The sequence below is a fragment of the Nocardia thraciensis genome, assembly GCF_054782435.1.
Genome location: NZ_BAAGSM010000033.1, coordinates 292868 through 313529, shown reverse-complemented (window position 1 = coordinate 313529; position 20662 = coordinate 292868). Strand labels below are relative to the sequence as shown.

Below are 20662 nucleotides of genomic sequence, written 5' to 3'. Positions count from 1 at the left end.
TCGGTATACAAAGCAAGTGCTTGGTAGGTTACTCTACCGGAGTGAGTGTGATCCAGACCCACGATCCGGGTACCGCGGCGGAATCCTCCCAGGATGCCGAATTCCGCGCCGACGTGCGCGAATGGCTGGCCGAAAACCTGAACGGACAGTTCCGCGACCTGGTCGGGCTCGGCGGTCCGGGCCGCGAGCACGAGGCGTTCGACGAGCGGCTGGAGTGGGACCGCCACCTGGCCGCCGCCGGATGGACCTGCCTCGGCTGGCCCGAGAAATACGGCGGCCGCGCCGCCACCCTGCGTCAGCAGGTGATCTTTCACGAGGAATACGCCAAGGCCGACGCCCCCAGCCGGGTGTCGCACCTGGGCGAGGAACTGCTCGGCCCGACGCTGCTGGCCTTCGGCACCGAGGAGCAGAAGCGGCGCTTCCTGCCCGGGATCAAGAGCGTCACCGAGCTGTGGTGCCAGGGGTATTCGGAACCCGGCGCGGGTTCGGACCTGGCCGCCGTGACCACCACCGCGCGCCGCGACGGCGACGAGTGGGCGATCAACGGACAGAAGATCTGGACCTCGCTGGCGCACGTCGCCGACTGGTGCTTCGCGATCTGCCGCACCGAACCGGGCTCGTCCCGTCACAAGGGCCTGTCCTACCTGCTCGTGCCGATGAAGCAGCCCGGCATCGAGGTGCGCCCGATCATCCAGCTCACCGGAACCGCCGAATTCAACGAGGTCTTCTTCGACGACGCCCGCACCGCGGCCGATCTGGTGGTCGGTGAGCCCGGCGACGGCTGGAAGGTCGCCATGGGCACCTTGACCTTCGAGCGCGGCATCTCCACCGTAGGGCAGCAGATCCGCTTCGCCCGGGAGCTGGCCGACCTGGAGGCGGTGGCGAAAGCCAATGGCGCCCTGGAGAATCCGGTCATCGCGGAGCGGATAGACCAGGCCTGGGTCGGGTTGCGGGTGCTGCGGGCACACGCTCTGCGCACGCTGGAGTCCGGCCACGACACGGTGGACCCGCGGACCGCCGCCGGTCAGGCGTCGGTGTCGAAACTGTTGTGGGCCAACTGGCATCGCGGTCTGGGTGAACTCGCCATGGACGTGCTGGGCGCGCCCGGCCTGATCTCGCTGCCCGACGACCTGAACGAATGGCAGCGCCTGTTCCTGTTCAGCCGCGCCGACACCATCTACGGCGGTTCGAACGAAGTGCAGCGCAACATCATCGCCGAACGCGTGCTCGGTCTGCCGCGTGAGGCTCGGTAGGAAGGACCATCCCGTGACAGACCTTTCCGTTGCGCCCCAGCCGATTTCCGGCCACGGCCTGCTCGCCGGTCGCAACGCCGTGATCACCGCCGCCGCCGGGACCGGCATCGGCTCGGCGACCGCGCGTCGCCTGCTCGACGAGGGCGCCGACGTCGTCGTCTCCGATTGGCACGAGCGGCGCGTGCGGCAGACCGAGGAGGAGCTGGCGGCCGCCTATCCGGACCGCCGGGTCAGTTCGGTGGTGTGCGACGTGACCAGCACCGAACAGGTCGACGAGCTGATCCGGGCGGCGGCAGAGCGCCTGGGCCGCATCGATATCATGGTCAACAATGCCGGATTGGGCGGGGAGACACCGGTTGTCGACATGACCGACGAGCAGTGGAACCGCGTCCTCGACATCACGCTCAACGGCACCTTCCGCTGCACCCGCGCGGTACTGAACTACTTCCGCGGCGCGGGGCACGGCGGCGTCGTCGTCAACAACGCCAGCGTGCTCGGCTGGCGGGCCCAGCACGGTCAAGCGCACTATGCCGCCGCCAAGGCGGGCGTGATGGCGCTGACCCGGTGCAGCGCCGTGGAGGCCGCCGAACTCGGCGTGCGGATCAACGCGGTCGCGCCGAGCATCGCCCGGCACCCGTTCCTGGACAAGGTCACCTCGGCCGATCTGCTGGACCGGCTCGCCGCGGGCGAGGCGTTCGGGCGCGCGGCCGAACCGTGGGAGGTGGCGGCCACCATCGCCATGCTCGCCAGTGACTACACCTCGTACCTGACCGGCGAGGTGGTTTCGGTGAGCAGTCAGCGCGCCTGACGTTGCCGCGCCGGAGACGGTGAAAATTGGGTGCCCCGAGCACCCCCGGGTGTGCAATCCTGATGAGGGCCGGTTCCTAAATTTGCGAAGGGACCACCCATGGGGCTGGACCGTCGTCAGGAAGACAACGAAGAGCTGGAACTCGAGCTGGTACGCGAGGTTGTGCTGGCCCGTCGACGGCTGGACAGCATCGTGCTGGCCGCGCTCACCCTCGGTGCGGAACTGCTCGATCACACCTCCGAATGCGCGACCGCGATGCGTGCCGCCCAGATCCTGGAGCAGCACTCGGTCGACGAGATCGGCGTCGCCCGCGATCCGCGCGGCGCGTTGCGTGCCGACCTGGCGCGCGACCGCATGCGTGCCCAGCGCATCGGGCTGGAACACGTGGCCCACGCCGACGAGTCCGACGAGGATCGGCATCGCCGCAAACAGCACGAGCTGCTGCGCGAGGTGCGCGCCGACCTGCTGGAGGTGGTGCGGCGCTGCCGCCAGTTCAGCTTCGACCGCGTGGCCTTCGCCGACACGATCGCCGAGGGATTGTGCGCCGCCACCGACAAATTGGTGATCGGCGCCGATATGGAGACCTACCGCGCCTGGCAGCGCGGCATGGTGTTGAAGATCAGCGAGCAGCCCATGCCGGTCGGCCCACCGCGGGCCATGGCGACTGTCGACGCGGGCCCTGGCCGCGGGCCGCTGACCGTCGAATGGGACAGCTGCGAGCGGCGGCTGGCACTGGTGGCGCGCATGGCGCGGGCAGGGGTGTCGCCGGTGGTGATCTGCGACCGCCTACTGGCCGACCTCTCGGTCTCGTCGCCCCTGCGCTACTCGTTCCGCTGATTCCGGCCACGCGCTCGACCTCATATTCCGGCGTGCTCGCTTGGCGGGATGGTGGGGGAGCGGGCGTGGACCAAGCAAATGCTTGGTTGTACTATAGGCGGGTGACCGCTCCCGACGCATCCAAATCCGCACGTCGCAACGAACTGCTTGCCCTGGCGGCCGGTCTGTTCGCCGAGCGCGGGCTCCGTGCGACCACGGTCCGGGACATCGCCGACGCGGCCGGAATTCTATCCGGCAGCCTCTACCACCACTTCGACTCCAAGGAGTCGATGGTGGACGAGATCCTGCGCGGCTTCCTCGACGATCTGTTCGGCCGCTATCGGGAGATCGTCGACTCCGGCCTGTCGCCGCGAGATACGTTGGAGGCGTTGGTGATCGCGTCCTACGAATCCTTCGACCGCTGGCACGCCGCGGTGGCCATCTATCAGGCCGAGGCGAAAAGGCTCAGCGGCACACCGCGTTTCGCCTACATCGACGAGTACAATCAGGAGTTCCGTGAGCTGTGGCACAAGGTGCTCGCCCGCGGCGTCGAGGACGGCAGCTTCCGCCCCGAACTGGATATCGAACTCGCCTACCGCTTCCTGCGCGACACCGTGTGGGTAGCTGTGCGGTGGTACCAGCCCGGCGGCCGCATCACCGTCGACAGCCTCGCCAAGCAGTATCTGACCATCGTGCTCGATGGCCTCACCAATCCTGAAGCGCAGCAACGCAAGTAGGAGTTTCGTCATGTCTGCACCATCCGCCCGACCGCAGTACTCGCCCTTGCGAGAGGCGTACGTCATCGATGCCGTGCGCACCCCGATCGGCAAGCGCGGCGGGTCGCTCGCCGGTGTGCATCCGGCCGATCTGGGCGCGGGTGTCCTGCGGGGTCTGCTGGGGCGCAATACGATCGACCCGATCCAGGTCGACGACGTGATCTTCGGCTGTGTGGACGCGATCGGCCCGCAGGCCGGGAATATCGCGCGCACCGCCTGGCTGGCGGCGGGGTATCCCGAGGTCGTTCCGGGCGTCACCGTCGACCGGCAGTGCGGATCCAGCCAGCAGGCAATCAATTTCGGCGCCCAGGCCATCATGAGCGGCACCGCCGAGGTGATCGTGGCGGGCGGCGTGCAGAACATGAGCGCCATCCCGATCTCGGCGGCGATGCTGGCGGGCAAGGAGTACGGCTTCGAATCGCCGTTCGTCGGCGCGCAGGGCTGGGACCACCGCTACGGCACCGGCGAGGTGTCGCAGTTCAACGGCGCCCAGTTGATCGCCGAGAAGTGGGGCATCAGCCGCCGGGATATGGAGCAGTGGGCGCTGCGCAGCCACGAGCGCGCCCGCAAGGCCATCGCCGAGGGCAAGTTCGACCGCGAGATCGTGCCGGTCGGCGACTTCTGGATCGATGAGGGTCCGCGCGAGACCAGCCTCGAGAAGATGGCCGGGTTGAAGCCGCTCAGCGACGGCAGCCCGCTGACTGCGGCGGTGGCCAGCCAGATCTCCGACGGTGCGAGCGCGACTTTGCTCGCCTCCGAATGGGCGGTCGCCGAGTACGGCCTGCGCCCCCGGGCCCGCATCCACCACGTCAGCGCCCGCGGCGCGGATCCCGTCTTCATGCTCACCGCGCCGATCCCGGCCACCAGGTGGGCGCTGGAGAAGACCGGCCTGACCATCGACGATATCGACGTCATCGAGATCAACGAGGCCTTCGCCTCGGTGGTGCTGGCCTGGCTGAAGGAGACCGGCGCCGACCCCGACAAGGTCAACGTCAACGGCGGCGCGATCGCCCTCGGCCACCCCCTCGGCGCCACCGGCGCCAAGCTCTTCGCCACCCTCCTCAACGAACTGGAACGCGTGAACGGCCGCTACGGCCTCCTCACCATCTGCGAGGGCGGCGGCACCGCCAACGTAACCATCATCGAACGCCTGACCTGACCACCGCTCCGCGTCCCCGGCGTGCTTTCGGCCGGGGTTACGATCGGTGGGGTGAAGGTGCTGGGTGCTTGCCCGCTGGATTGTCCTGATGCGTGCTCGTGGGTGGTGACCGTCGAGGACGGGGTGGCGGTCGGGCTGCGGGGGAACAAGGACCATCCGGTGACCAGGGGCGCGTTGTGCGTGAAGGTGAACCGGTATCTCGAGCAGTTGCATGCGGAGGACCGGATCATGTATCCGATGCGGCGGGTGGGGCGCAAGGGAGAGGGGCGCCTCGAGCGGATCGGTTGGGACGAGGCGCTGGACGAGATCGCCGCGCGGCTGACCGGGATCATCGACGAGTACGGCGGCGAGGCGGTCTGGCCGTTCCACGGGACCGGCAGCCTGGGCTATATCCAAGGGCTGGAAGGGTTTTCGGGGCGGCGATTCTTCAACGTGCTCGGTTCGTCGCTGCTCGATCCGACGATCTGCTCGATCTCGGGGACACTGGGCGCGAAATACACGCTCGGCACCTCGGGCGGCATGGATCCGGAGGACTTCGCGAAATCGAAGCTGATCCTGCTGTGGGGGACCAACCCGCTCACCTCCGGACACCACGTGTGGAAGTTCATCCAGGACAGCGGCGCTCACACGGTGGCGATCGATCCCGTCCGGACCCGCACGGCGGAGCGCTGTGACGAGCACCTGGCGCCGCTGCCGGGGACCGATGCGGCGCTGGCTCTCGGGCTGATGCACGTGGTCGTCTCGATGGGCGCCGAGGACACCGAATTCCTCGCCCAACGCACCGTCGGCTGGCCCGAATTCCGTGCGCGCATAGAAGAATTCACCCCCGACCGAACCGCGGCGATCACCGGCCTGTCGGAGGAACAGATCGTGGCGCTCGGCGAGCGGATCGCCACCACCCGGCCGACCGCGATCCGCGCCTCACAGGGCATCCAGCGCCACGCGGGTGGCGGCATGGCGCTGCGCACCCTGGCCTGCCTGCCGGGCGTCACCGGCGACTGGGCGATTCCCGGTGGGGGACTGCACTATTCGACCAGCGGACACTTCACGCTGGATCTCCCGGAGCTGGTGCGGTTCGACCTGCTGCCGAATCCGGTCCGCACGCTGTCGCAGACGCGGCTCGGAGACAGCCTGCTGGAGGTCGACGATCCCCCGGTCAAGGCGCTGTTCGTGATCGCCGCCAATCCGGTCGGCTCGAACCCGCACCAGAACAGGGTGATCGAGGGCCTGTCTCGGGAGGACCTGTTCACCGTTGTGCTGGAACACTTCCCGACCGACACCGTCGACTACGCCGATATCGTGCTCCCCGCCACCATGCAGCCCGAGCACCTGGATGTGCTGGCCGCCTACGGCAACATGTACCTGGTGTGGAACGAGCCCGCGGTCGAGCCGCCCGGCGAATGCCTTTCCACCACCGAGACTTTCCGGCGCCTGGCCCACCGCATGGGCGTGACCGAACCGTCGGTCTACGACTCCGACGAGGACTTGGCCCGGCAACTGCTGAAGCAATACGACTTCGAGCGGCTGCGTGCCGACGGATTCCTGAAGGTAGAGCCGGGTCCGGTGCCTGTGGACAAACTGCAGTTCGTATCGCCGCGGGCAGCCCAGGCCGGGCACGACCCGCTCGCCGGATACACCCCGCCGTCCGACCCGGGCGACGGCCTGATCCTGATCTCGGCGGCCTCCCACTACTTCCTGAACACCACCTTCGGCAACAACCCCGAACTACGCCGCCGCGCAGGCGAACCCCGCGTCACGATCCATCCGGACGACGCGGCGGCCCGCGGAATCGCCGACGGCGCACCGGTACTCGTCTCGAACGACCGAGGCAGTTTCGAAGCCACGGCCGAAGTCTCCGATCGCGTGCGCCCCGGCGTCGCCGCCACCCCCAAGGGCCGCTGGGCGAAATTCACCGGCGGAGCCACGGTCAACGCCACCATCGACGAACGAGACTCGGACTTCGGCGGGGGAGCGGTCTTCCACGACAACCGAGTTCAGGTGACGATCAACCGCCAGGAGGGTCGAAACGGATCACCCCCAAGAGCGCATCCTTGAACTCAGCAGTGCTGCCGCGGGTGTGGTCGGCAGAGGCACTGTTCCCGCACGGCTCTGCCGACCGGTCGCCTACGGAGTGAGATCTGTGTTCGTCAGTGCCGCCGTGAAGGTGTCCCACTCGCTGCCGGAGAAGCGCAGGGCGGGGCCGGTGCGGTCCTTCGAGTCTCGGACGCCGATGGAGCCGTCGGGGAGGAAGGCGACCTCGACGCAGTCCTTGCCGCCCGAAGTGCGGGAACTTGTGTGCCACACCACATTCGATAAATCAACGTCGTTGAAGTTGCTCACGCAACGAACTCCTTAGCAATCTGGCGGATGAAGTTCCGGCTTGCGACGTTGTCCAACGCAGCCCGTCGAATCGCCTGGTGGGCTTCATGGTAGCGCTGAACGTCGTCCGGGGTCTCCAGATACAGATCGCCGGTGAAGTTTTCGAGGTACACAACGGGTGGTTCGAGCACTTCGCCCCTGTTGTCGGTGCCGAATTCGAGAATCGTGAACAGCCCGATCGGGTCACCCAACGGCACTCCTGCGCGGTAGGTCAGGATTCGCAGGTCGATATTGGGCCTGGTGCTCATATCGGCGAGATGCCGGAGTTGGGCGGCCATGATCCGGGGTGAACCGACCATCCGGCGCAGGGCACACTCGAGGAGAACGACACTCAAGCGGACAGGGTGGCGCTTGCGGGTGAGCTTTGCCTGTCGCTTCAGCTTCAACTCCATCCGCTGGTCCATCTCGGCGTCGGAGTCGTTCGGATACACACTGCGAGCCAGAACGCGGGCATATGCGGGAGTTTGCAAGAGCCCGAGAACCGCATCGGGAGTGTACGAAAAGATCTGCCGCGCAGCACTTTCCAATCCGACGTATACATCGAAGTCAGGAGGTATCAGGCCGCCGTACGCGTTCCACCATGATTTCTCCGTTGCTTGCTGTGCCAGCCCGAGCAGCCCGGCCGCCGTCACCTCATCGGCGTCGTAGAGCCTGCACAGCTCCCGAATATCCACCAATCGAATGCGCGTGGCCTGCCCGGTTTCCAGGCGCTGGAGTGAGCTGGGGCTGAGTTCGATCAGATGCGCCGCCTCTTCCAGCGTAATACCCGTCTGATGCCGCAAGTCGCGCAGCAGGCGTCCCAGCCGCCGCCGCGGAAGTGTGCTGCCGACACCTTGCATTGTGTTTACCCCGCTCCCATCAGCAGTCATGTGATTTCGGCATGACACTGCCATGGAGGCGGGGCAATCACGGAAGCTTCAGAGCAATGGTGTCGGTCCGGCCTGTTCTCCCAGGAGAAAACCCATAGGGCCGAGTGCCGCCGCCCAGGTGAAAACATCCATATCAGGGGACCTGGCGCGGAATGTCAGAAGAAGTAGGCGGACAGCGATGAACTGCCGGTGCCGTAACCCATGCTGACGAGCCAATTCCGGAAGGCGATCAGGGCGCCGCCCACCGGCCCGGGGTCGCTGCACGACCCGCCGACCGAGGAGAAGGTGCAGCCGTCGTTGGCCACCGGGGACTGCTCGACCTCGCTGGTGAGGGGCACGCCGTTGTCGGCGGATGCCGTGGCCGCCGGGCCCGCCAGCACACCCGCGACCACCGCACCGGCCAGCATCAGCCCGCTGATGCCACGCCGGAACGACATACTGCTGTTCGATGTACGCACAACCGTGAACCTACCCGACCTCGTGGCGCAGGGCGGCGAGCGCGTCGATCCGCACGGCGGCATCGCCGACGATGCGGTCGACGAGTTCCTTGACCGTGGGCAGGTCCTCGATGATGCCCGTGACCTGGCCCGCAGCGAGGACACCCGCGTGGGTATTGCCTTCGACCAGGCCGGATTTCAGAAGCATAGGGGTGTTGGCGGCCATGATGACCTGGGACCAGGTGAGGTCCTTGGTCTTACGCATGGCCAGGCCGTCGCGGACGATGGTCGACCACTTCATGCCGGTCATGCCCTTGAACTTCACGGCGTTGGAGACCGCTGCCGCCAGCCCGCGCCAGCGGCCCGAATGCTCCAGTCGCTCAACCAGATCGGTGTTCAGGACCCGGTGCGGCATGCCGTCGACCTTCAGCGACACCACGGTGTCCTGCAGGCCGCGGTTCAGGTACTCCCGCTTCACCGCGTCGGGCACGGTGCTCTCCTGGGTGAGCAGGAAACGCGTGCCCATCGCGACACCCGCTGCGCCATAGGACAATGCGGCGGCCAGGCCGCGCCCGTCGAAGAACCCGCCCGCGGCCACGACCGGAATATCGACCGCGTCGAGCACCGAAGGCAGCAGCAGCGTGGTGGCGACCGGGCCGGTGTGCCCGCCGCCCTCGCCGCCCTGCACGATCACCGCATCGGCGCCCCACGAGGCCACCTTCACCGCGTGCTTGGCCGCACCGATCGACGGAACCACCACTACCCCGGCATCTTTGAGCCGCGCGATGAGTTCTTTTTTGGGCGCCAGCGCAAACGACGCGACGCGCACCTTCTCCCGGATCAGCAACTCGATCCGCTCCGGCGCGTCGGTAGCGTCGGCGCGGATGTTCACGCCGAACGGCTTGTCGGTGTGCGCCTTGGTCTTCGCGACCGCCGCCTCGAGTTCGGCGTACGTCATCGTCGCGGAGGCGAGGATGCCCAGGCCGCCCGCGTTGGCGGTGGCCGCGACCAGCCGTGGACCGGCCACCCAGCCCATTCCCGTTTGGACTACGGGATGCTCGATGCCGACCAGTTCCGTGAGCGGAGTCCGGAGCCGCGCCGTCATCCCGCAACCTCCTTGTCGCGAATCCCCTTGGGGTCCAGCACGGTCCGGATGATCTGTAGTTCCTCTTCGGTGGGCGGCCGGGTGGTCCCGGCGGTATCCAGCCCGCCCACCTCGAACGAGGTGTTGTCGGCGACCTCGTCCGGCGTCACCCCCGGGTGCAGCGACAGCGCCCGCAGCGTGTGGTCGGGTCCACCGAAGTCGAACACGCCCAGATTGCTCACCACGCGGTGCAGATGGTGGAACCGATACGCCGGATTCTCGGGATCGACCTTGTCGTAACCGATTCCGGAGACGATATCGACCTGCTCGCAGAACACCCGCTTGCTGTGCCGGGGCACGAAATAACTGGTGGCGTGGTTGATCGTATTGCCCGGCGCGCCACGCACCCCGAACATCTGCCGGGTCGGCTGCTGCAGCGGCCCGAACGCCGACAGATTCTGATTGCCGAACCGGTCGAGCTGGTTGGCGCCCATGACGACATGCCGCCGCCCGGACGCGACCACATCGAAGACCCTTCCGAACGGAATCCAGCCCTCCACAGGCGCTTTCGCACCCAGCGCGGGCGTCTCGGCGAGCAGTTGCGATTCCCCGTCGGAGAGCAGCAGATCGGGTTCGAAGGTCAGCCGCGCCAGCCGCGCCCCGATGGTCGGGGTCGGCGACATCGGGCTGGCCATGATCTCCCCGGCGCCGCGGAAGATCTCGGCGCAGGCGACCGCGCACACCTCGGCGCGCGTCGTGGTGGTGGTGTCGGTCATCGGCGCTCCTCGTCGAATTCGCGGACGGCGGCCTGATATTCGTCCTCGGGCACATCCAGGAACCGGGCCTTGAACGCGGCCCAGGTGTCGGCCTCCTTGGCGGCCTCCACGTAGTGCCGCTGGAACTTCTCGTCCCGGCCGTAGCTGCCGGAGAAGGTGAAGTGCGCGCCCCCGGGCGCCTCCACCACGCCGTCGACCATCATGCGGTTGAGCAGAAGCGCCTGCTGCGGAACGGCTTTCACCAGTTCCTCGGTTTCCACCAGCCGGTCCACCGACAGGAAGCGGCGCTCGGCGGCCAGGCAGAACAGGTCGTCCATGTACGGGTCGACCCCGGTGTAGGCGGCATTGCCGTGCTTGTCGCCCAGGTCCATGTGCACGAACGCCGCGTCCAGCGTCAGCGCGGGCATGGCGACCAGAGTTTCGGTGCGGCCGTCGGCATTCGGGTACGGCGACCGCACCGTCCGCAACTCGCCCTCCCAGAAACTCAGCACATCCGAACCGAGCCCCGCGCGGATCGGCAGGAACGGTAGCCTGGCGGCCGCGGCCTGCAGTCCGCACTTCACCATGCCCTCGTCCATTTCGCGGACCACGATCTCGCCGCCCGTGCGCGCCTTGGCGAACCACGGATCGTAGAACGGCGCCGAATCCAGCGACACGAAGCCGTAATAGGCCTTGCGCACCTTGCCCGCCGAGCACAGCAGGCCGAGGTCCGGGCCGCCGTAGGAGACCACGGTCAGGTCGGTCACATCGGACCGCAGCAGCGCGCGCACGAAGGCCAGCGGTTTGCGGCGCGAACCCCAGCCGCCGATCCCGACGGTCATGCCGCTGCGCAGCTGCCCGACCGCCTCGTCGAGGCTTACTCGCTTGTCGCGCATCAGTTCTCACCCCGCTTCGCGGCCAAGTCCGCATCGAACCGGTCGCGGATCTCGTCGGCCACGCCCGCCAGGTTCAGCTCGAAGGTGAAGCCCTGCTCGAACCGGTAGCTGCGGTGCACGTCCTGGGTATCGATCCCGTTGAGGGCGCGCTTGGCGGCGCGGATGACTCGGCCGTCCTTGGCCGCGATGTTCTTGGCGACTTCCATTGCGGCGGAATCCAGTTCGGCGCGCGGGACCACCTTGTACACCGAGCCGAAGTGCTGCAGCTGCTGCGCGGTCACCGTGCTCGCCGTGTAGAACAGCGTCCGCATCATGTGCTGCGGCACCAGCCGCGCGAGATGCGTTGCCGCGCCCAGCGCCCCGCGCTCCACCTCGGGCAGGCCGAAGGTCGCGTCGTCGGAGGCGACGATCACATCGGCATTGCCGACCAGGCCGATGCCGCCGCCCAGGCAGAAGCCGTTCACCGCGACGATCACCGGCACCTGGCACTCGTACACGGCCGAAAACGCCTCGTAGCACCCGTGATTGGCGTCGATCAGGGTCTGGTGGCCCGGATTGCGCTGGATCTCCTTGATATCCACGCCCGCGTTGAACCCGCGGCCCTCCGCGCGCAGCACCACGACCTTGGTCTCCGGCTCGCGCCCGGCCGCCCGAACGGCGTCGGCCACTCCGAACCAGCCGGCCGTGGGCAGGGCGTTGACCGGCGGGTAGTCGATCGTGACGACCTCGATCCCCGAGGTCTCGGTGTGACGGTTGATCCCCATCGCATGTCCATTCGTTGGCAAAGCAAGCAAGTGCTTGGTAGGTTATCACGGTGGCAATCGAAGTGAACCTCTCCGGAGCCGTCGTTCTGGTCACCGGCGGCGTGCGGGGAGTGGGGGCCGGTATCAGCCGGATGTTCCTGGACGCGGGCGCGACCGTGGTGACCTGCGCGCGCCGCCCGGCGGATGCCCCGATCGAGAGCTCGGGCCGCACGGCGGACTTCCTGCCCTGCGACGTGCGCGACGGCGACGCGGTGCCCGCGCTGATCGACGGGATCGTGGAGCGGTACGGCCGGATCGACCACGTGGTCAACAACGCGGGCGGCGCCCCGTTCGCCCTGGCGGCCAAGGCCAGCCGCAACTTCCACTCGAAGATCGTCGAGCTGAATCTGCTTGCCCCACTGCTGGTTTCGCAGGCCGCCAACGCCGTGATGCAGGAGCAGCACGGCGGCGGCTCGATCGTGATGATCTCCAGCGTGAGCGGCCACCGGCCCTCGCCCGGCACCGCGGCATACGGCGCGGCCAAGGCGGGGCTGGACAACCTGGTCACCTCCCTGGCGGTGGAGTGGGCGCCGAAGGTCCGGGTCAATTCGGTGATCGTCGGCATGGTGAACACGGAATCCAGCCATCTGCACTACGGCGACGAGGCGGGCGTCGCCGCCGTCGGCGCCACCGTCCCGCTGCGGCGTATGGCCGCGCCGGAGGACATCGGCCGGGTGGCGGCCTTCCTGGCCTCCCCGCTGGCGGGCTACGTCAACGGCGCCTCGCTGCTCGTGCACGGCGGCGGTGAGCGCCCGGCGTTCCTGGACGCCGCCACCGTCAACGACTCCTGACCAGCAGCACAACCGAAATGAGAGCGACGAATATGGCAGACAACACCGATCGGATCTGTGCCGGGCGCACCGTCATCGTGACCGGGGCGGGCGGCGGTATCGGCCGCGCGCACGCGCTGGCCTTCGCCGCCGCGGGCGCCAATGTGGTGGTCAACGACCTGGGCGCGGAACTCGACGGCAGCCCCCGCACGGATTCGCCCGCCGCCCAGGTGGCCGAGGAGATCCTCGAGCTGGGCGGCAAGGCGGTCGTCAACGGTGACGACGTCGCCGACTGGGCCGGGGCCGAGCGCCTGATCAACCAGGCCGTCGAGACCTTCGGCGGGCTGGACGTGCTGGTCAACAATGCCGGTATCGTCCGCGACCGGATGCTGGTGAACCTGTCCGAGCAGGAGTGGGACGCGGTGGTACGGGTGCATCTCAAGGGCCACTTCGCCACCATGAGGCACGCCGCCGCGTACTGGCGCGCGGAGTCGAAGGCAGGGCGGCCGGTCGACGCCCGCATCATCAACACCAGTTCCGGCGCGGGCCTGCAGGGCAGCGTCGGACAGGGCAACTACGGCGCGGCCAAGGCCGGGATCGCGGGGCTGACCATCACCGCCGCCGCCGAGTTCGGGCGCTACGGCGTGACCGTGAACGCCATCGCCCCCAGCGCCCGCACCCGGATGACCGAGACCGTCTTCGCCGACATGATGGCCGCGCCGGAGGAGGGCTTCGACGCCATGGCCCCGGAGAACATCTCCCCGCTCGTGGTGTGGCTGGGCAGCCCGGATTCGGCCGGTGTGACCGGCCGGATGTTCGAGGTCGAGGGCGGCAAGGTGGCGCTCGCCGACGGCTGGCGGCACGGCGTGCCGGTCGATCGCGGCGCGCGCTGGGAACCGGCGGAACTCGGGCCCGCGGTACGCGAGCTGATTGCCAAGTCGACGCCGCCGGAGCCGGTCTACGGCGCCTGATCCCGCGGCGATTGCCGCAGGTCCGACACGCCACGGCCGAATCGCGCGACGCGCCGCAACCTTCCCGCGGCGGCGATCCGGCCGGTCTCCGGCACCGAATCATCCTGTGCGAGTAGCAAGAGCCCGGATGCCAGCAGGTATCTCGGAACGGCGATCGGTGGACGCCGGGGTGCAGCCCGATTCCCGTCCACGTCCCGGTCGTCGCCGCCTTCGGGCGATTCGGGTGCTCACAGCGCCGTGGGGCAGGTCACACCATCCCACTGCGCGAGCAAACACTCGGCAGTTATGATGATCGACATCCGTTGTATTCCCGGATGTGATCGCGACCGGGTGCAGATCTGCGCTGAAAGATGAGGGGAAGGCAAGCGCATGACCATGGGTCGCATAGCGCGCGTAGTGGCAGTGGCCGGGATCGTCGCCGGTTGCGGCCTACTGGGCCCGTTGGCGGCGCAGGCGCAGCCCAACCCCTGTCCGCAGTGCGGCCCCGGTGGTCCGGGGTCGGGCTCGAGCGGCAAGGACGACGGCGCTCCCCTCTCCATCCCGGGCCGCTCGACCGATCCGGTGATTCCGCCGAGCGAGGTCTCGGCGTCGCGACCCGATGAGGCCCCGCCGGCGCAGGACACCGCGGCCGCCGACATCGGGCTGCTCGATCTGCCCGCGCTCCTCGGCACCGGCTCGGCCAGTGTGCTCGGCACCGGATCCGCCGCCCTCGGCGCCACCGCGGGCGCGGGTTCCGCCGCGGTGGGTTCCGCGGGTGCGGGCGCCGGGTCCGCGGTGCTCGGTACGGGCTCCGCGGCGGGCGTCACCGGTTCGGCCGCGGTCGGATCCGCCGGCGCCGGAACGGGTTCGGCGCTCGCGGGCGCCGGGTCCGTGGTCGGCCCGACCGTCGCGGGCACGGGTTCCGCCGCCGGAGCCGCCCTGGCCGCGCTACTCGGAACCGGTTCCGCCGCAACGGGTTCCGCTGCCGTGGGTACCGGTTCGGCGCTGGCGGCCCTGCTGGGCACCGGTTCCGCCGCTACCGGCTCCGCCGCGGTGGGCGCCGGTTCGGGATTGGCTGCCTTGCTCGGCACCGGTTCGGCCGCAACGGGTTCCGCTGCGGTCGGTACGGGTTCGGCGCTGGCCGCGCTGCTCGGGACAGGTTCTGCGGCAACGGGTTCCGCTGCTGTGGGGACGGGTTCGGCAATGGCCGCGCTGCTCGGCACGGGCTCGGCGGCGACCGGTTCTGCCGCGGTGGGCTCGGCGGCGGTGATGTCGCCGTTGCTTCTGCTGCTGCTCCTGCAGCCGGTTCCGGTGCCGCCCCCGCCTGCCGTGCCCGCGCCGCCGCTCGCCGTGCCGCCCGCGCCGGTACCGCCCGTTCCGGCGTTCCCCGCCGTCGCGCCACCACCGGTTCCCGTGGCCGCCCCGCCCGCGGCGCCCCCGCCGCCCGCGCCACCCCCACCGCCCGCCGCGCCGCCCGCGCCGGTGCAGGCGCAGCCGAATGTGCGCCCCACCGCCGACAGCGGCCTGCTGCCGCCCATCAAGGTGCTGAGCGTCGTCGGCGGCGTGGCCGCGATGGCGTTGGCCGCGGCCGGATCCGGCGCGGTGAGCTTCCAGAGCGCCTCGGCCGCGCAGGCGCGCATCGACGCCGCCCGTGCGGAGTTCTTCGGACCGAGGGCATGAGGGGGTGACCGATGACGGACAGTCGCACGCAAAGTAATCGCTCCTATCGCCGGGTCGCGGCCGCCGTCGACGCGGTCTGCGCGGTGGCCGCCGATTTCGACGCCACCACACTCGACGAGGTGGTGCTGGCCATCTCGGCGGAGCGCCGCCGCCCGATCGAGATCGCCAGTGGCGAACTGGGTCCCGGCGTCTGCGGACAGCGCCGCAGCTACCCGGACAAGGACATCATCGTGCTGGCCTCGGCGCTGCCGAGCCGTGAGCACACGCTCGCACACGAGTTGGGGCACATCATCTTCGACCATCCCGGCGAACCGGCTCCCGCGGTGACCCTGGAGGCAGACGACGACCTGATCGCCTACATGCTCAGCCAGCGCGCGCACCAGCAGATCGTCGACGACGGCGAGGACGACCAATGCGAGTGGGAGGCAGAGACCTTCGCCAGCATGCTGATGACCCGGCTGCGCGTATTCCACAACCGGGGCGCCGGCGTCTCGGTCCTGCGATTCGACGAGGCACTCGGATGAGCGAGTCAGGCCCGGAGGCGGCAGCCTGCGTAACCACGGAGGGCCCTCGGTCATCCGACCTGGGACACAGCTCGAGCGAGGTGACGGCATGACGTTCTGGCTGACTGCCCTGCTGGTCTGGATGGCCGCCGGCGCCCGCGTCGGACGCGTCCTGGTGAAGCCCGCCACGACCGCGCGGGTCGCGATCGTGGTCGCCGTGGCGGCGGTCGCCGCGGCCGCCACGGTATCCATCCCCGAGGTCGGCGTGGCCCTGGACCACCTGCTGCCCAACGGAATTCGCGGCCAGATGCTCGCCGACCGGATCCAGGTGTCGGCATGGCTGCTGTTCTCCGTGGCGACCTCGGTGGTGGCCGCGGCGGCCTGGCCGGTCGTGTCGCGGCAGAACCTGCGCCAGATCGGCGCGCTCATCTACGCCGCCGGAATCGTCGCCATCGCGATCACGCTGGCGTGGTCGATCCTGTTCGGCTGGGTGGTGACGCTGCTGGCGTGCGTTTTCGTCGCCTTCACCGGCCTGCGCAATCTGGACTGGACGGGCCTGGGCCGCGGGATCGCCCTCTACACCTCGGGAACCATCCTGGTCGGCGTGCTGGCGGTGCTGTCGATCCGCCGCCTGGCCATGGATGTGGCACCGGCCCGACCGGGGCAGGCGGGGTGGTACTGGCCCGCGTGGCAGGTGGCGAGCCTGCTCATCGCGATCGGCGCGGTCTGGATCGTGATCGAGCTGTGGGCGCGAGCGCGCCTGCTGCTGCGGCAGATTCGGCCCCTGCATCGCACGATGGTCGGCCGCTTCCCCGAGGTGGTGGCCTCCGAGAAAACCCCCTCCAGCACGCAGCTCAGGGCCTCCGATCAGGTCGCGCAGATCATGGACGCGCTCTACGTCCAGTCCGGCGGCGGCATGGAGTTGGTGGTCGCGGGCGAGCCGGCGGGGTCGGTCAGCGAGCGGGCCGACAAGGTCGCGTACTGGGCGCGCCATCCGCTCGGGGACGTGATCGTCGACGCGCGCTGGATCAGGCCGCCCGAGGGCATGAGCCCGCGCGGCTGGGTGCGCGCCATCGCCCGGGCCTTCGACGCCACCCCGGCCGAGCCGCGGCCCGCCGCGTCCCAGCGGGGCTGAACAACGCTGGTGCCCCGGCGGTCACAATGTTCGGCGCGGGCAGATCGAATCACAGACGCCGGGGATTCGCCCGACCGACCGGTATTGCGGCGTGGGTCACATTGCCGGAAGTGCGTCCGGGCATGGCATGGACCCGGCGGGTCCGAGCCGAGTGCGGACACAGCTGAGGCCGAAGCGTTCCCGCTTCGGTCTCAGCCGCAAAACAAACACAGCGCGGCTCCGAGTCACCGCACTGTGTCGCCTTGTGGGACTTGCTATTCCGTGCCGTCCGGCGGGATCTCGGGCAGACCCTCGCTCGCTCGCAGCTTCTCCGCCATGGAGGTGAGGAGGTTCTGCGATTCCTCGGAAAGATCGAACGCCCTACTCGACAACCGACGCAGTCCATAGCCCTGCAGCTGGGACAGCAGCTCGAGATCGTGATCGATCTTGGCAGCGTAGATGTCGTTGAAGAAGTAGTCCGGTTTGACCTTGAAGAACTTCGCCAACGCGGCCACCGTCTCGTCGGACGGGTTGGTCCGCTGTCCCGACCGCAACTGCGAGAGATACGGTTTCGAGATCGGATGGCCGGAGGCCGTCAGCGCAGCCGCCACCTCGGCGTTGGTGTGCGGCTTACGCCCCGGGGGATGCACGGTTTCGAACAGCTTGTTCAGCCGCGCCGCGAAATCAGCCATTGTGAGCCGCCCAATTCCCTTCGCTGTACTAACAGTCGTTATCTCGGATACGTATCATTGATATTAGCGGCTGAGTAACTGAAAACCTACGCCTGATTCGTGATTTCCTTGAAGCTTCCAGGCGACCGGTTCGGGAAGCGGTTGTGGCCGCGGCGTTTGCGGGCCACCGCACCGGTTGTTGGGAACCGCTGGTGGAGCCCGGTATTGGCCCGTCGAGCGGGTCTCGCTCGCCGGGCCTTCGGTAGCCGCAGGATAGCTGACATCTCATCCGTCCTTCTGTACCGCGCATTGTGTGTCGTACGCCACGTTTGTCGGTTTAGGGGATGAAGATTCAACCTTTGCCCCTGAAAGCGGGGGGTTACGAGATCCTCTCGATGATCGTGCCTGTCGCAAGTGCGCCACCGGCGCACATGAGGACCATGGCGATCGACTTGTCCGACCGTTCCAGCTCGTGCAGGGCCGTCGTGATGAGGCGCGATCCGGTGCTGCCCACCGGATGCCCGAGTGCGATCGCGCCGCCGTTGACGTTGACCCGGTCCAGGTCCGGACGGTGTACCGAGGCCCACGAGAGCGGCACCGAGGCGAACGCCTCGTTGATCTCGAAGAGGTCGATATCGGACATGCTCATGCCCGACCGCTCCAGCAGTCGGCTGGTCGCCTGCACCGGACCGTCGAGATGGAACTCCGGCTCCGCGCCGACCAGCGCCTGCGTCACGATGCGGGCGCGCGGGCGCAAACCCGCACGGGCTACGGCCTGTTCGTCCATCAGCAGTACCGCGGCGGCGCCGTCGGAGACCTGCGACGACGTTCCGGCCGTGTGGATGCCGCCCTCGAGCACCGGCTTCAGCTTGGCAAGGCCTTCCCGTGTGGTGTCGCGCAGGCCCTGGTCGCGATCGACGTCCAACTTCTCGCCGGTGAGGTTGCCCTCCTTGTCCACCTGTGGCGCGGTGACGGTGAGCACCTCGCGCTCGTAACGCCCCTCGGCCCAGGCCTGCGCCGCCAGACGCTGTGAGCGAACGCCGAATTCGTCGATGTCGTCGCGGGTGATGCCGCGCCGCTTGGCAATTCGCTCGGCCGCCTCGAACTGGTTGGGCATGTCGATATCCCAGCTGGCGGGGCGGCGGGGCCCGGCGTTCTCGCCGACGTTCGCGCCCAGCGGCACGTGGCTCATGGACTCGACGCCGCAGGCCAGGCCGGTATCGATGGCGCCGGCGGCGATGAGCCCGGCGATCAGGTGGTTGGCCTGCTGGGCCGAGCCGCACTGGGCGTCGATGGTGGTGGCGCCGGTCTGCCAGGGGAGTCCGGCGTGCAGCCAGGCGGTGCGGGTGACGTTGTTGCCCTGCTCGCCCACCTGCATGACGCAGCCGCCGATGACCTGCTCGACCAGCGCCGGGTCCACGTGTGCGCGCTCGAGCACGCCGCGCTGGGCGGCGCCCAGCACCTCGGCGGCGTGCAGTCCGGCCAGCCAGCCGCCGCGTTTGCCGATCGGCGTCCGCGCGGCCTCGACGATGACGGGAGTGCCCATGTCATTCCTTTCGGGCAGAAACTGAAACAGGTTCTGCGATCATTCTCAGTCTAGTTATCCGCTTCTTCACTAGTTCTACCGCCTATGCTTCAATGGCGATAGAACCTGTTTCAGTTATTCGAAGGAGACAGCTGGTGAGCACGACGCGGCCGAACGTTCCCGACGGTTTCGATGTCACGGATCCGGAGATCTGGGCCCAGCGGGTGCCGGTCGAAGAGCTGGCCGAGCTGCGCCGCAGTGCCCCGATCTGGTGGAACCCCAAGTCGCCCAGCACCGGCGGCTTCCGGGACGAGGGATTCTGGGTGCTCACCAAGCACGCCGACGTCAAGGAGGTGTCGCGGCGCAGCGACGTGTTCTCGAACTTCGAGAACACCGCGATCCCGCGCTTCAACGACGACATCACCCGCGAGCAGATCGAGCTGCAGCGGTTCGTGCTGCTCAACCAGGACGCGCCGCAGCACACGCGGATGCGCAAGCTCATCTCCAAGGGCTTCACGCCGCGCGCGATCAACGGGCTGCGCGCCGAGCTGTCGGCGCGGGCCAAGTCGATCGTCGAGACGGCCGCGGCGGCCGGATCCGGCGATTTCGTGACGCAGGTGGCGTGTGAGCTGCCGCTGCAGGCGATCGCCGAGCTGATCGGGGTGCCGCAGGAGGACCGGATGAAGGTCTTCCAGTGGTCCAACGACATGACCGGCTACGACGATCCCGAGTCCACCGCCGACCCGGTGGCCGCGTCCGCGGAGATCCTCGGCTACTCGTATCAGATGGCCGAGGCGCGAAAGGGCTGTCCCGCCAGCGATATCGTGACCGAGCTGGTCAATGCCGATATCGACGGGGAGTCGCTGACCTCCGAGGAGTTCGGCTTCTTCGTGATCCTGCTCGCGGTGGCCGGTAACGAGACCACTCGCAACGCCATCACGCACGGCATGATCGCCTTCCTCGAGAACCCGGATCAGTGGGAGCTCTTCAAGGCCGAGCGGCCCAAGACCGCGGCCGAGGAGATCATCCGCTGGGCCACCCCCGTCACCTCGTTCCAGCGGACCGCGCTCGAGGACACCGAGCTGAGCGGCGTGCGGATCAAGAAGGGCGAGCGAGTGGTGATGATGTATCGCTCGGCGAACTTCGACGAAGAGGTCTTCGACGACCCGTTCACCTTCGACATCCTGCGGGATCCCAACCCGCACCTGGCCTTCGGCGGCACCGGCGCCCACTTCTGCATCGGCGCCAACCTGGCCCGGCTCGAGATCGACCTGATCTTCAACGCCATCGCCGACCACCTACCCGACATCTCCCAGCTCGGCGATCCGCGCCGCCTGCAGTCGGGCTGGCTCAACGGCATCAAGGAGTTCCAGGTCGACTACAAGACCGCGGGCTGCCCGGTGGCGCACTGACG

General features: G+C 68.5%; 21 protein-coding genes. 12 read left to right on the top strand and 9 right to left on the bottom strand.

Features of this window, described 5'->3' with window-relative positions; all coding sequences use genetic code 11:
• The first annotated feature begins 50 nt into the window (after positions 1-50).
• The 6 genes from ACYVLQ_RS22605 to ACYVLQ_RS22580 all read left to right on the top strand — a co-directional run bounded on the left by ACYVLQ_RS22605 (position 51) and on the right by ACYVLQ_RS22580 (position 6867).
• Complete coding sequence (locus ACYVLQ_RS22605) at positions 51-1253, top strand: acyl-CoA dehydrogenase family protein (RefSeq protein WP_460699605.1); 1203 nt, start codon at positions 51-53, stop codon at positions 1251-1253.
• 13 nt (positions 1254-1266) lie between these two features.
• Positions 1267-2061: an SDR family oxidoreductase gene (locus ACYVLQ_RS22600; protein ID WP_460699492.1), complete on the top strand. Its 795-nt coding sequence runs from the start codon at positions 1267-1269 to the stop codon at positions 2059-2061.
• Between the two features lie 99 nt (positions 2062-2160).
• Positions 2161-2898: a hypothetical protein gene (locus ACYVLQ_RS22595; protein ID WP_460699491.1), complete on the top strand. Its 738-nt coding sequence runs from the start codon at positions 2161-2163 to the stop codon at positions 2896-2898.
• 101 nt (positions 2899-2999) lie between these two features.
• Positions 3000-3614 carry a TetR/AcrR family transcriptional regulator gene (locus tag ACYVLQ_RS22590; protein WP_460699490.1) on the top strand — a complete coding sequence of 205 codons (615 nt, stop codon included), beginning with the start codon at positions 3000-3002 and terminating at the stop codon, positions 3612-3614.
• Between the two features lie 46 nt (positions 3615-3660).
• Positions 3661-4812, top strand: a complete 1152-nt coding sequence (locus tag ACYVLQ_RS22585) for an acetyl-CoA C-acetyltransferase (RefSeq protein ID WP_460699604.1) — start codon at positions 3661-3663, stop codon at positions 4810-4812.
• Positions 4813-4863: 51 nt separating this feature from the next.
• Complete coding sequence (locus ACYVLQ_RS22580; RefSeq protein WP_460699489.1) at positions 4864-6867, top strand: molybdopterin-containing oxidoreductase family protein; 2004 nt, start codon at positions 4864-4866, stop codon at positions 6865-6867.
• Between the two features lie 69 nt (positions 6868-6936).
• Here the strand turns inward: ACYVLQ_RS22580 and ACYVLQ_RS22575 are convergent, their stop codons facing one another.
• The 7 genes from ACYVLQ_RS22575 to ACYVLQ_RS22545 form a co-directional block, all read right to left on the bottom strand.
• Entirely contained in the window at positions 6937-7152 is a 216-nt protein-coding gene (locus tag ACYVLQ_RS22575) for a DUF397 domain-containing protein (RefSeq protein WP_460699488.1), read from the bottom strand.
• On the bottom strand, positions 7149-8030 hold the full coding sequence (locus tag ACYVLQ_RS22570) for a helix-turn-helix domain-containing protein (protein WP_460699487.1): 882 nt from the start codon (positions 8028-8030) through the stop codon (positions 7149-7151). The genes ACYVLQ_RS22575 and ACYVLQ_RS22570 overlap by 4 nt, the downstream gene beginning before the upstream one ends.
• A gap of 185 nt (positions 8031-8215) precedes the next feature.
• Entirely contained in the window at positions 8216-8518 is a 303-nt protein-coding gene (locus ACYVLQ_RS22565) for a hypothetical protein (protein WP_460699486.1), read from the bottom strand.
• Positions 8519-8528: 10 nt separating this feature from the next.
• Positions 8529-9602, bottom strand: coding sequence for an NAD(P)H-dependent flavin oxidoreductase (locus ACYVLQ_RS22560; protein WP_460699485.1), 1074 nt, complete (start codon positions 9600-9602; stop codon positions 8529-8531).
• Positions 9599-10357, bottom strand: coding sequence for a CoA-transferase subunit beta (locus ACYVLQ_RS22555; protein ID WP_460699484.1), 759 nt, complete (start codon positions 10355-10357; stop codon positions 9599-9601). The genes ACYVLQ_RS22560 and ACYVLQ_RS22555 overlap by 4 nt, the downstream gene beginning before the upstream one ends.
• Positions 10354-11232, bottom strand: coding sequence for a CoA transferase subunit A (locus tag ACYVLQ_RS22550; protein ID WP_460699483.1), 879 nt, complete (start codon positions 11230-11232; stop codon positions 10354-10356). Before ACYVLQ_RS22550 ends, ACYVLQ_RS22555 begins: the two co-directional genes overlap by 4 nt.
• A complete protein-coding gene (locus ACYVLQ_RS22545; RefSeq protein WP_068022545.1) occupies positions 11232-11996 on the bottom strand; it encodes an enoyl-CoA hydratase family protein in 765 nt (254 codons plus the stop codon). The genes ACYVLQ_RS22550 and ACYVLQ_RS22545 overlap by 1 nt, the downstream gene beginning before the upstream one ends.
• Before the next feature lie 50 nt (positions 11997-12046).
• On the opposite strand from ACYVLQ_RS22545, the gene ACYVLQ_RS22540 reads away from it, so the two are divergent.
• From ACYVLQ_RS22540 to ACYVLQ_RS22520, 5 genes are all read left to right on the top strand, one after another.
• Positions 12047-12826, top strand: coding sequence for an SDR family oxidoreductase (locus ACYVLQ_RS22540; protein ID WP_460699482.1), 780 nt, complete (start codon positions 12047-12049; stop codon positions 12824-12826).
• A 32-nt stretch (positions 12827-12858) separates the two neighbouring features.
• The gene (locus ACYVLQ_RS22535) at positions 12859-13776 is read left to right on the top strand and encodes an SDR family oxidoreductase (protein WP_460699481.1); all 918 of its coding nucleotides are present in this window, start codon (positions 12859-12861) and stop codon (positions 13774-13776) included.
• Positions 13777-14145: 369 nt separating this feature from the next.
• Positions 14146-15435 carry a hypothetical protein gene (locus ACYVLQ_RS22530; protein ID WP_460699480.1) on the top strand — a complete coding sequence of 430 codons (1290 nt, stop codon included), beginning with the start codon at positions 14146-14148 and terminating at the stop codon, positions 15433-15435.
• Positions 15436-15446: 11 nt separating this feature from the next.
• Positions 15447-15959: an ImmA/IrrE family metallo-endopeptidase gene (locus ACYVLQ_RS22525; RefSeq protein WP_460699479.1), complete on the top strand. Its 513-nt coding sequence runs from the start codon at positions 15447-15449 to the stop codon at positions 15957-15959.
• An 88-nt stretch (positions 15960-16047) separates the two neighbouring features.
• A complete protein-coding gene (locus ACYVLQ_RS22520; protein WP_460699478.1) occupies positions 16048-17073 on the top strand; it encodes a hypothetical protein in 1026 nt (341 codons plus the stop codon).
• Between the two features lie 254 nt (positions 17074-17327).
• Here ACYVLQ_RS22520 and ACYVLQ_RS22515 read toward each other — a convergent pair whose 3' ends face one another.
• The gene (locus ACYVLQ_RS22515) at positions 17328-17744 is read right to left on the bottom strand and encodes a helix-turn-helix domain-containing protein (RefSeq protein ID WP_011207048.1); all 417 of its coding nucleotides are present in this window, start codon (positions 17742-17744) and stop codon (positions 17328-17330) included.
• Between the two features lie 358 nt (positions 17745-18102).
• Positions 18103-19269 carry a steroid 3-ketoacyl-CoA thiolase gene (locus tag ACYVLQ_RS22510; RefSeq protein ID WP_460699477.1) on the bottom strand — a complete coding sequence of 389 codons (1167 nt, stop codon included), beginning with the start codon at positions 19267-19269 and terminating at the stop codon, positions 18103-18105.
• A 134-nt stretch (positions 19270-19403) separates the two neighbouring features.
• Here ACYVLQ_RS22510 and ACYVLQ_RS22505 point away from each other — a divergent pair, with 134 nt between their 5' ends.
• The gene (locus ACYVLQ_RS22505; RefSeq protein ID WP_460699476.1) at positions 19404-20660 is read left to right on the top strand and encodes a cytochrome P450; all 1257 of its coding nucleotides are present in this window, start codon (positions 19404-19406) and stop codon (positions 20658-20660) included.
• Positions 20661-20662: the final 2 nt, after the last annotated feature.

Coding starts and splice junctions, on each gene's coding strand:
- ACYVLQ_RS22595 (WP_460699491.1), top strand. CDS start 2,161: ATGGGGCTGGACCGTCGTCAGGAAGACAACGAAGAGCTGGAACTCGAG.
- ACYVLQ_RS22535 (WP_460699481.1), top strand. CDS start 12,859: ATGGCAGACAACACCGATCGGATCTGTGCCGGGCGCACCGTCATCGTG.
- ACYVLQ_RS22545 (WP_068022545.1), bottom strand. CDS start 11,996: ATGGGGATCAACCGTCACACCGAGACCTCGGGGATCGAGGTCGTCACG.
- ACYVLQ_RS22570 (WP_460699487.1), bottom strand. CDS start 8,030: ATGCAAGGTGTCGGCAGCACACTTCCGCGGCGGCGGCTGGGACGCCTG.
- ACYVLQ_RS22550 (WP_460699483.1), bottom strand. CDS start 11,232: ATGCGCGACAAGCGAGTAAGCCTCGACGAGGCGGTCGGGCAGCTGCGC.
- ACYVLQ_RS22510 (WP_460699477.1), bottom strand. CDS start 19,269: ATGGGCACTCCCGTCATCGTCGAGGCCGCGCGGACGCCGATCGGCAAA.
- ACYVLQ_RS22530 (WP_460699480.1), top strand. CDS start 14,146: ATGACCATGGGTCGCATAGCGCGCGTAGTGGCAGTGGCCGGGATCGTC.
- ACYVLQ_RS22555 (WP_460699484.1), bottom strand. CDS start 10,357: ATGACCGACACCACCACCACGACGCGCGCCGAGGTGTGCGCGGTCGCC.
- ACYVLQ_RS22525 (WP_460699479.1), top strand. CDS start 15,447: ATGACGGACAGTCGCACGCAAAGTAATCGCTCCTATCGCCGGGTCGCG.
- ACYVLQ_RS22560 (WP_460699485.1), bottom strand. CDS start 9,602: ATGACGGCGCGGCTCCGGACTCCGCTCACGGAACTGGTCGGCATCGAG.
- ACYVLQ_RS22520 (WP_460699478.1), top strand. CDS start 16,048: ATGACGTTCTGGCTGACTGCCCTGCTGGTCTGGATGGCCGCCGGCGCC.
- ACYVLQ_RS22515 (WP_011207048.1), bottom strand. CDS start 17,744: ATGGCTGATTTCGCGGCGCGGCTGAACAAGCTGTTCGAAACCGTGCAT.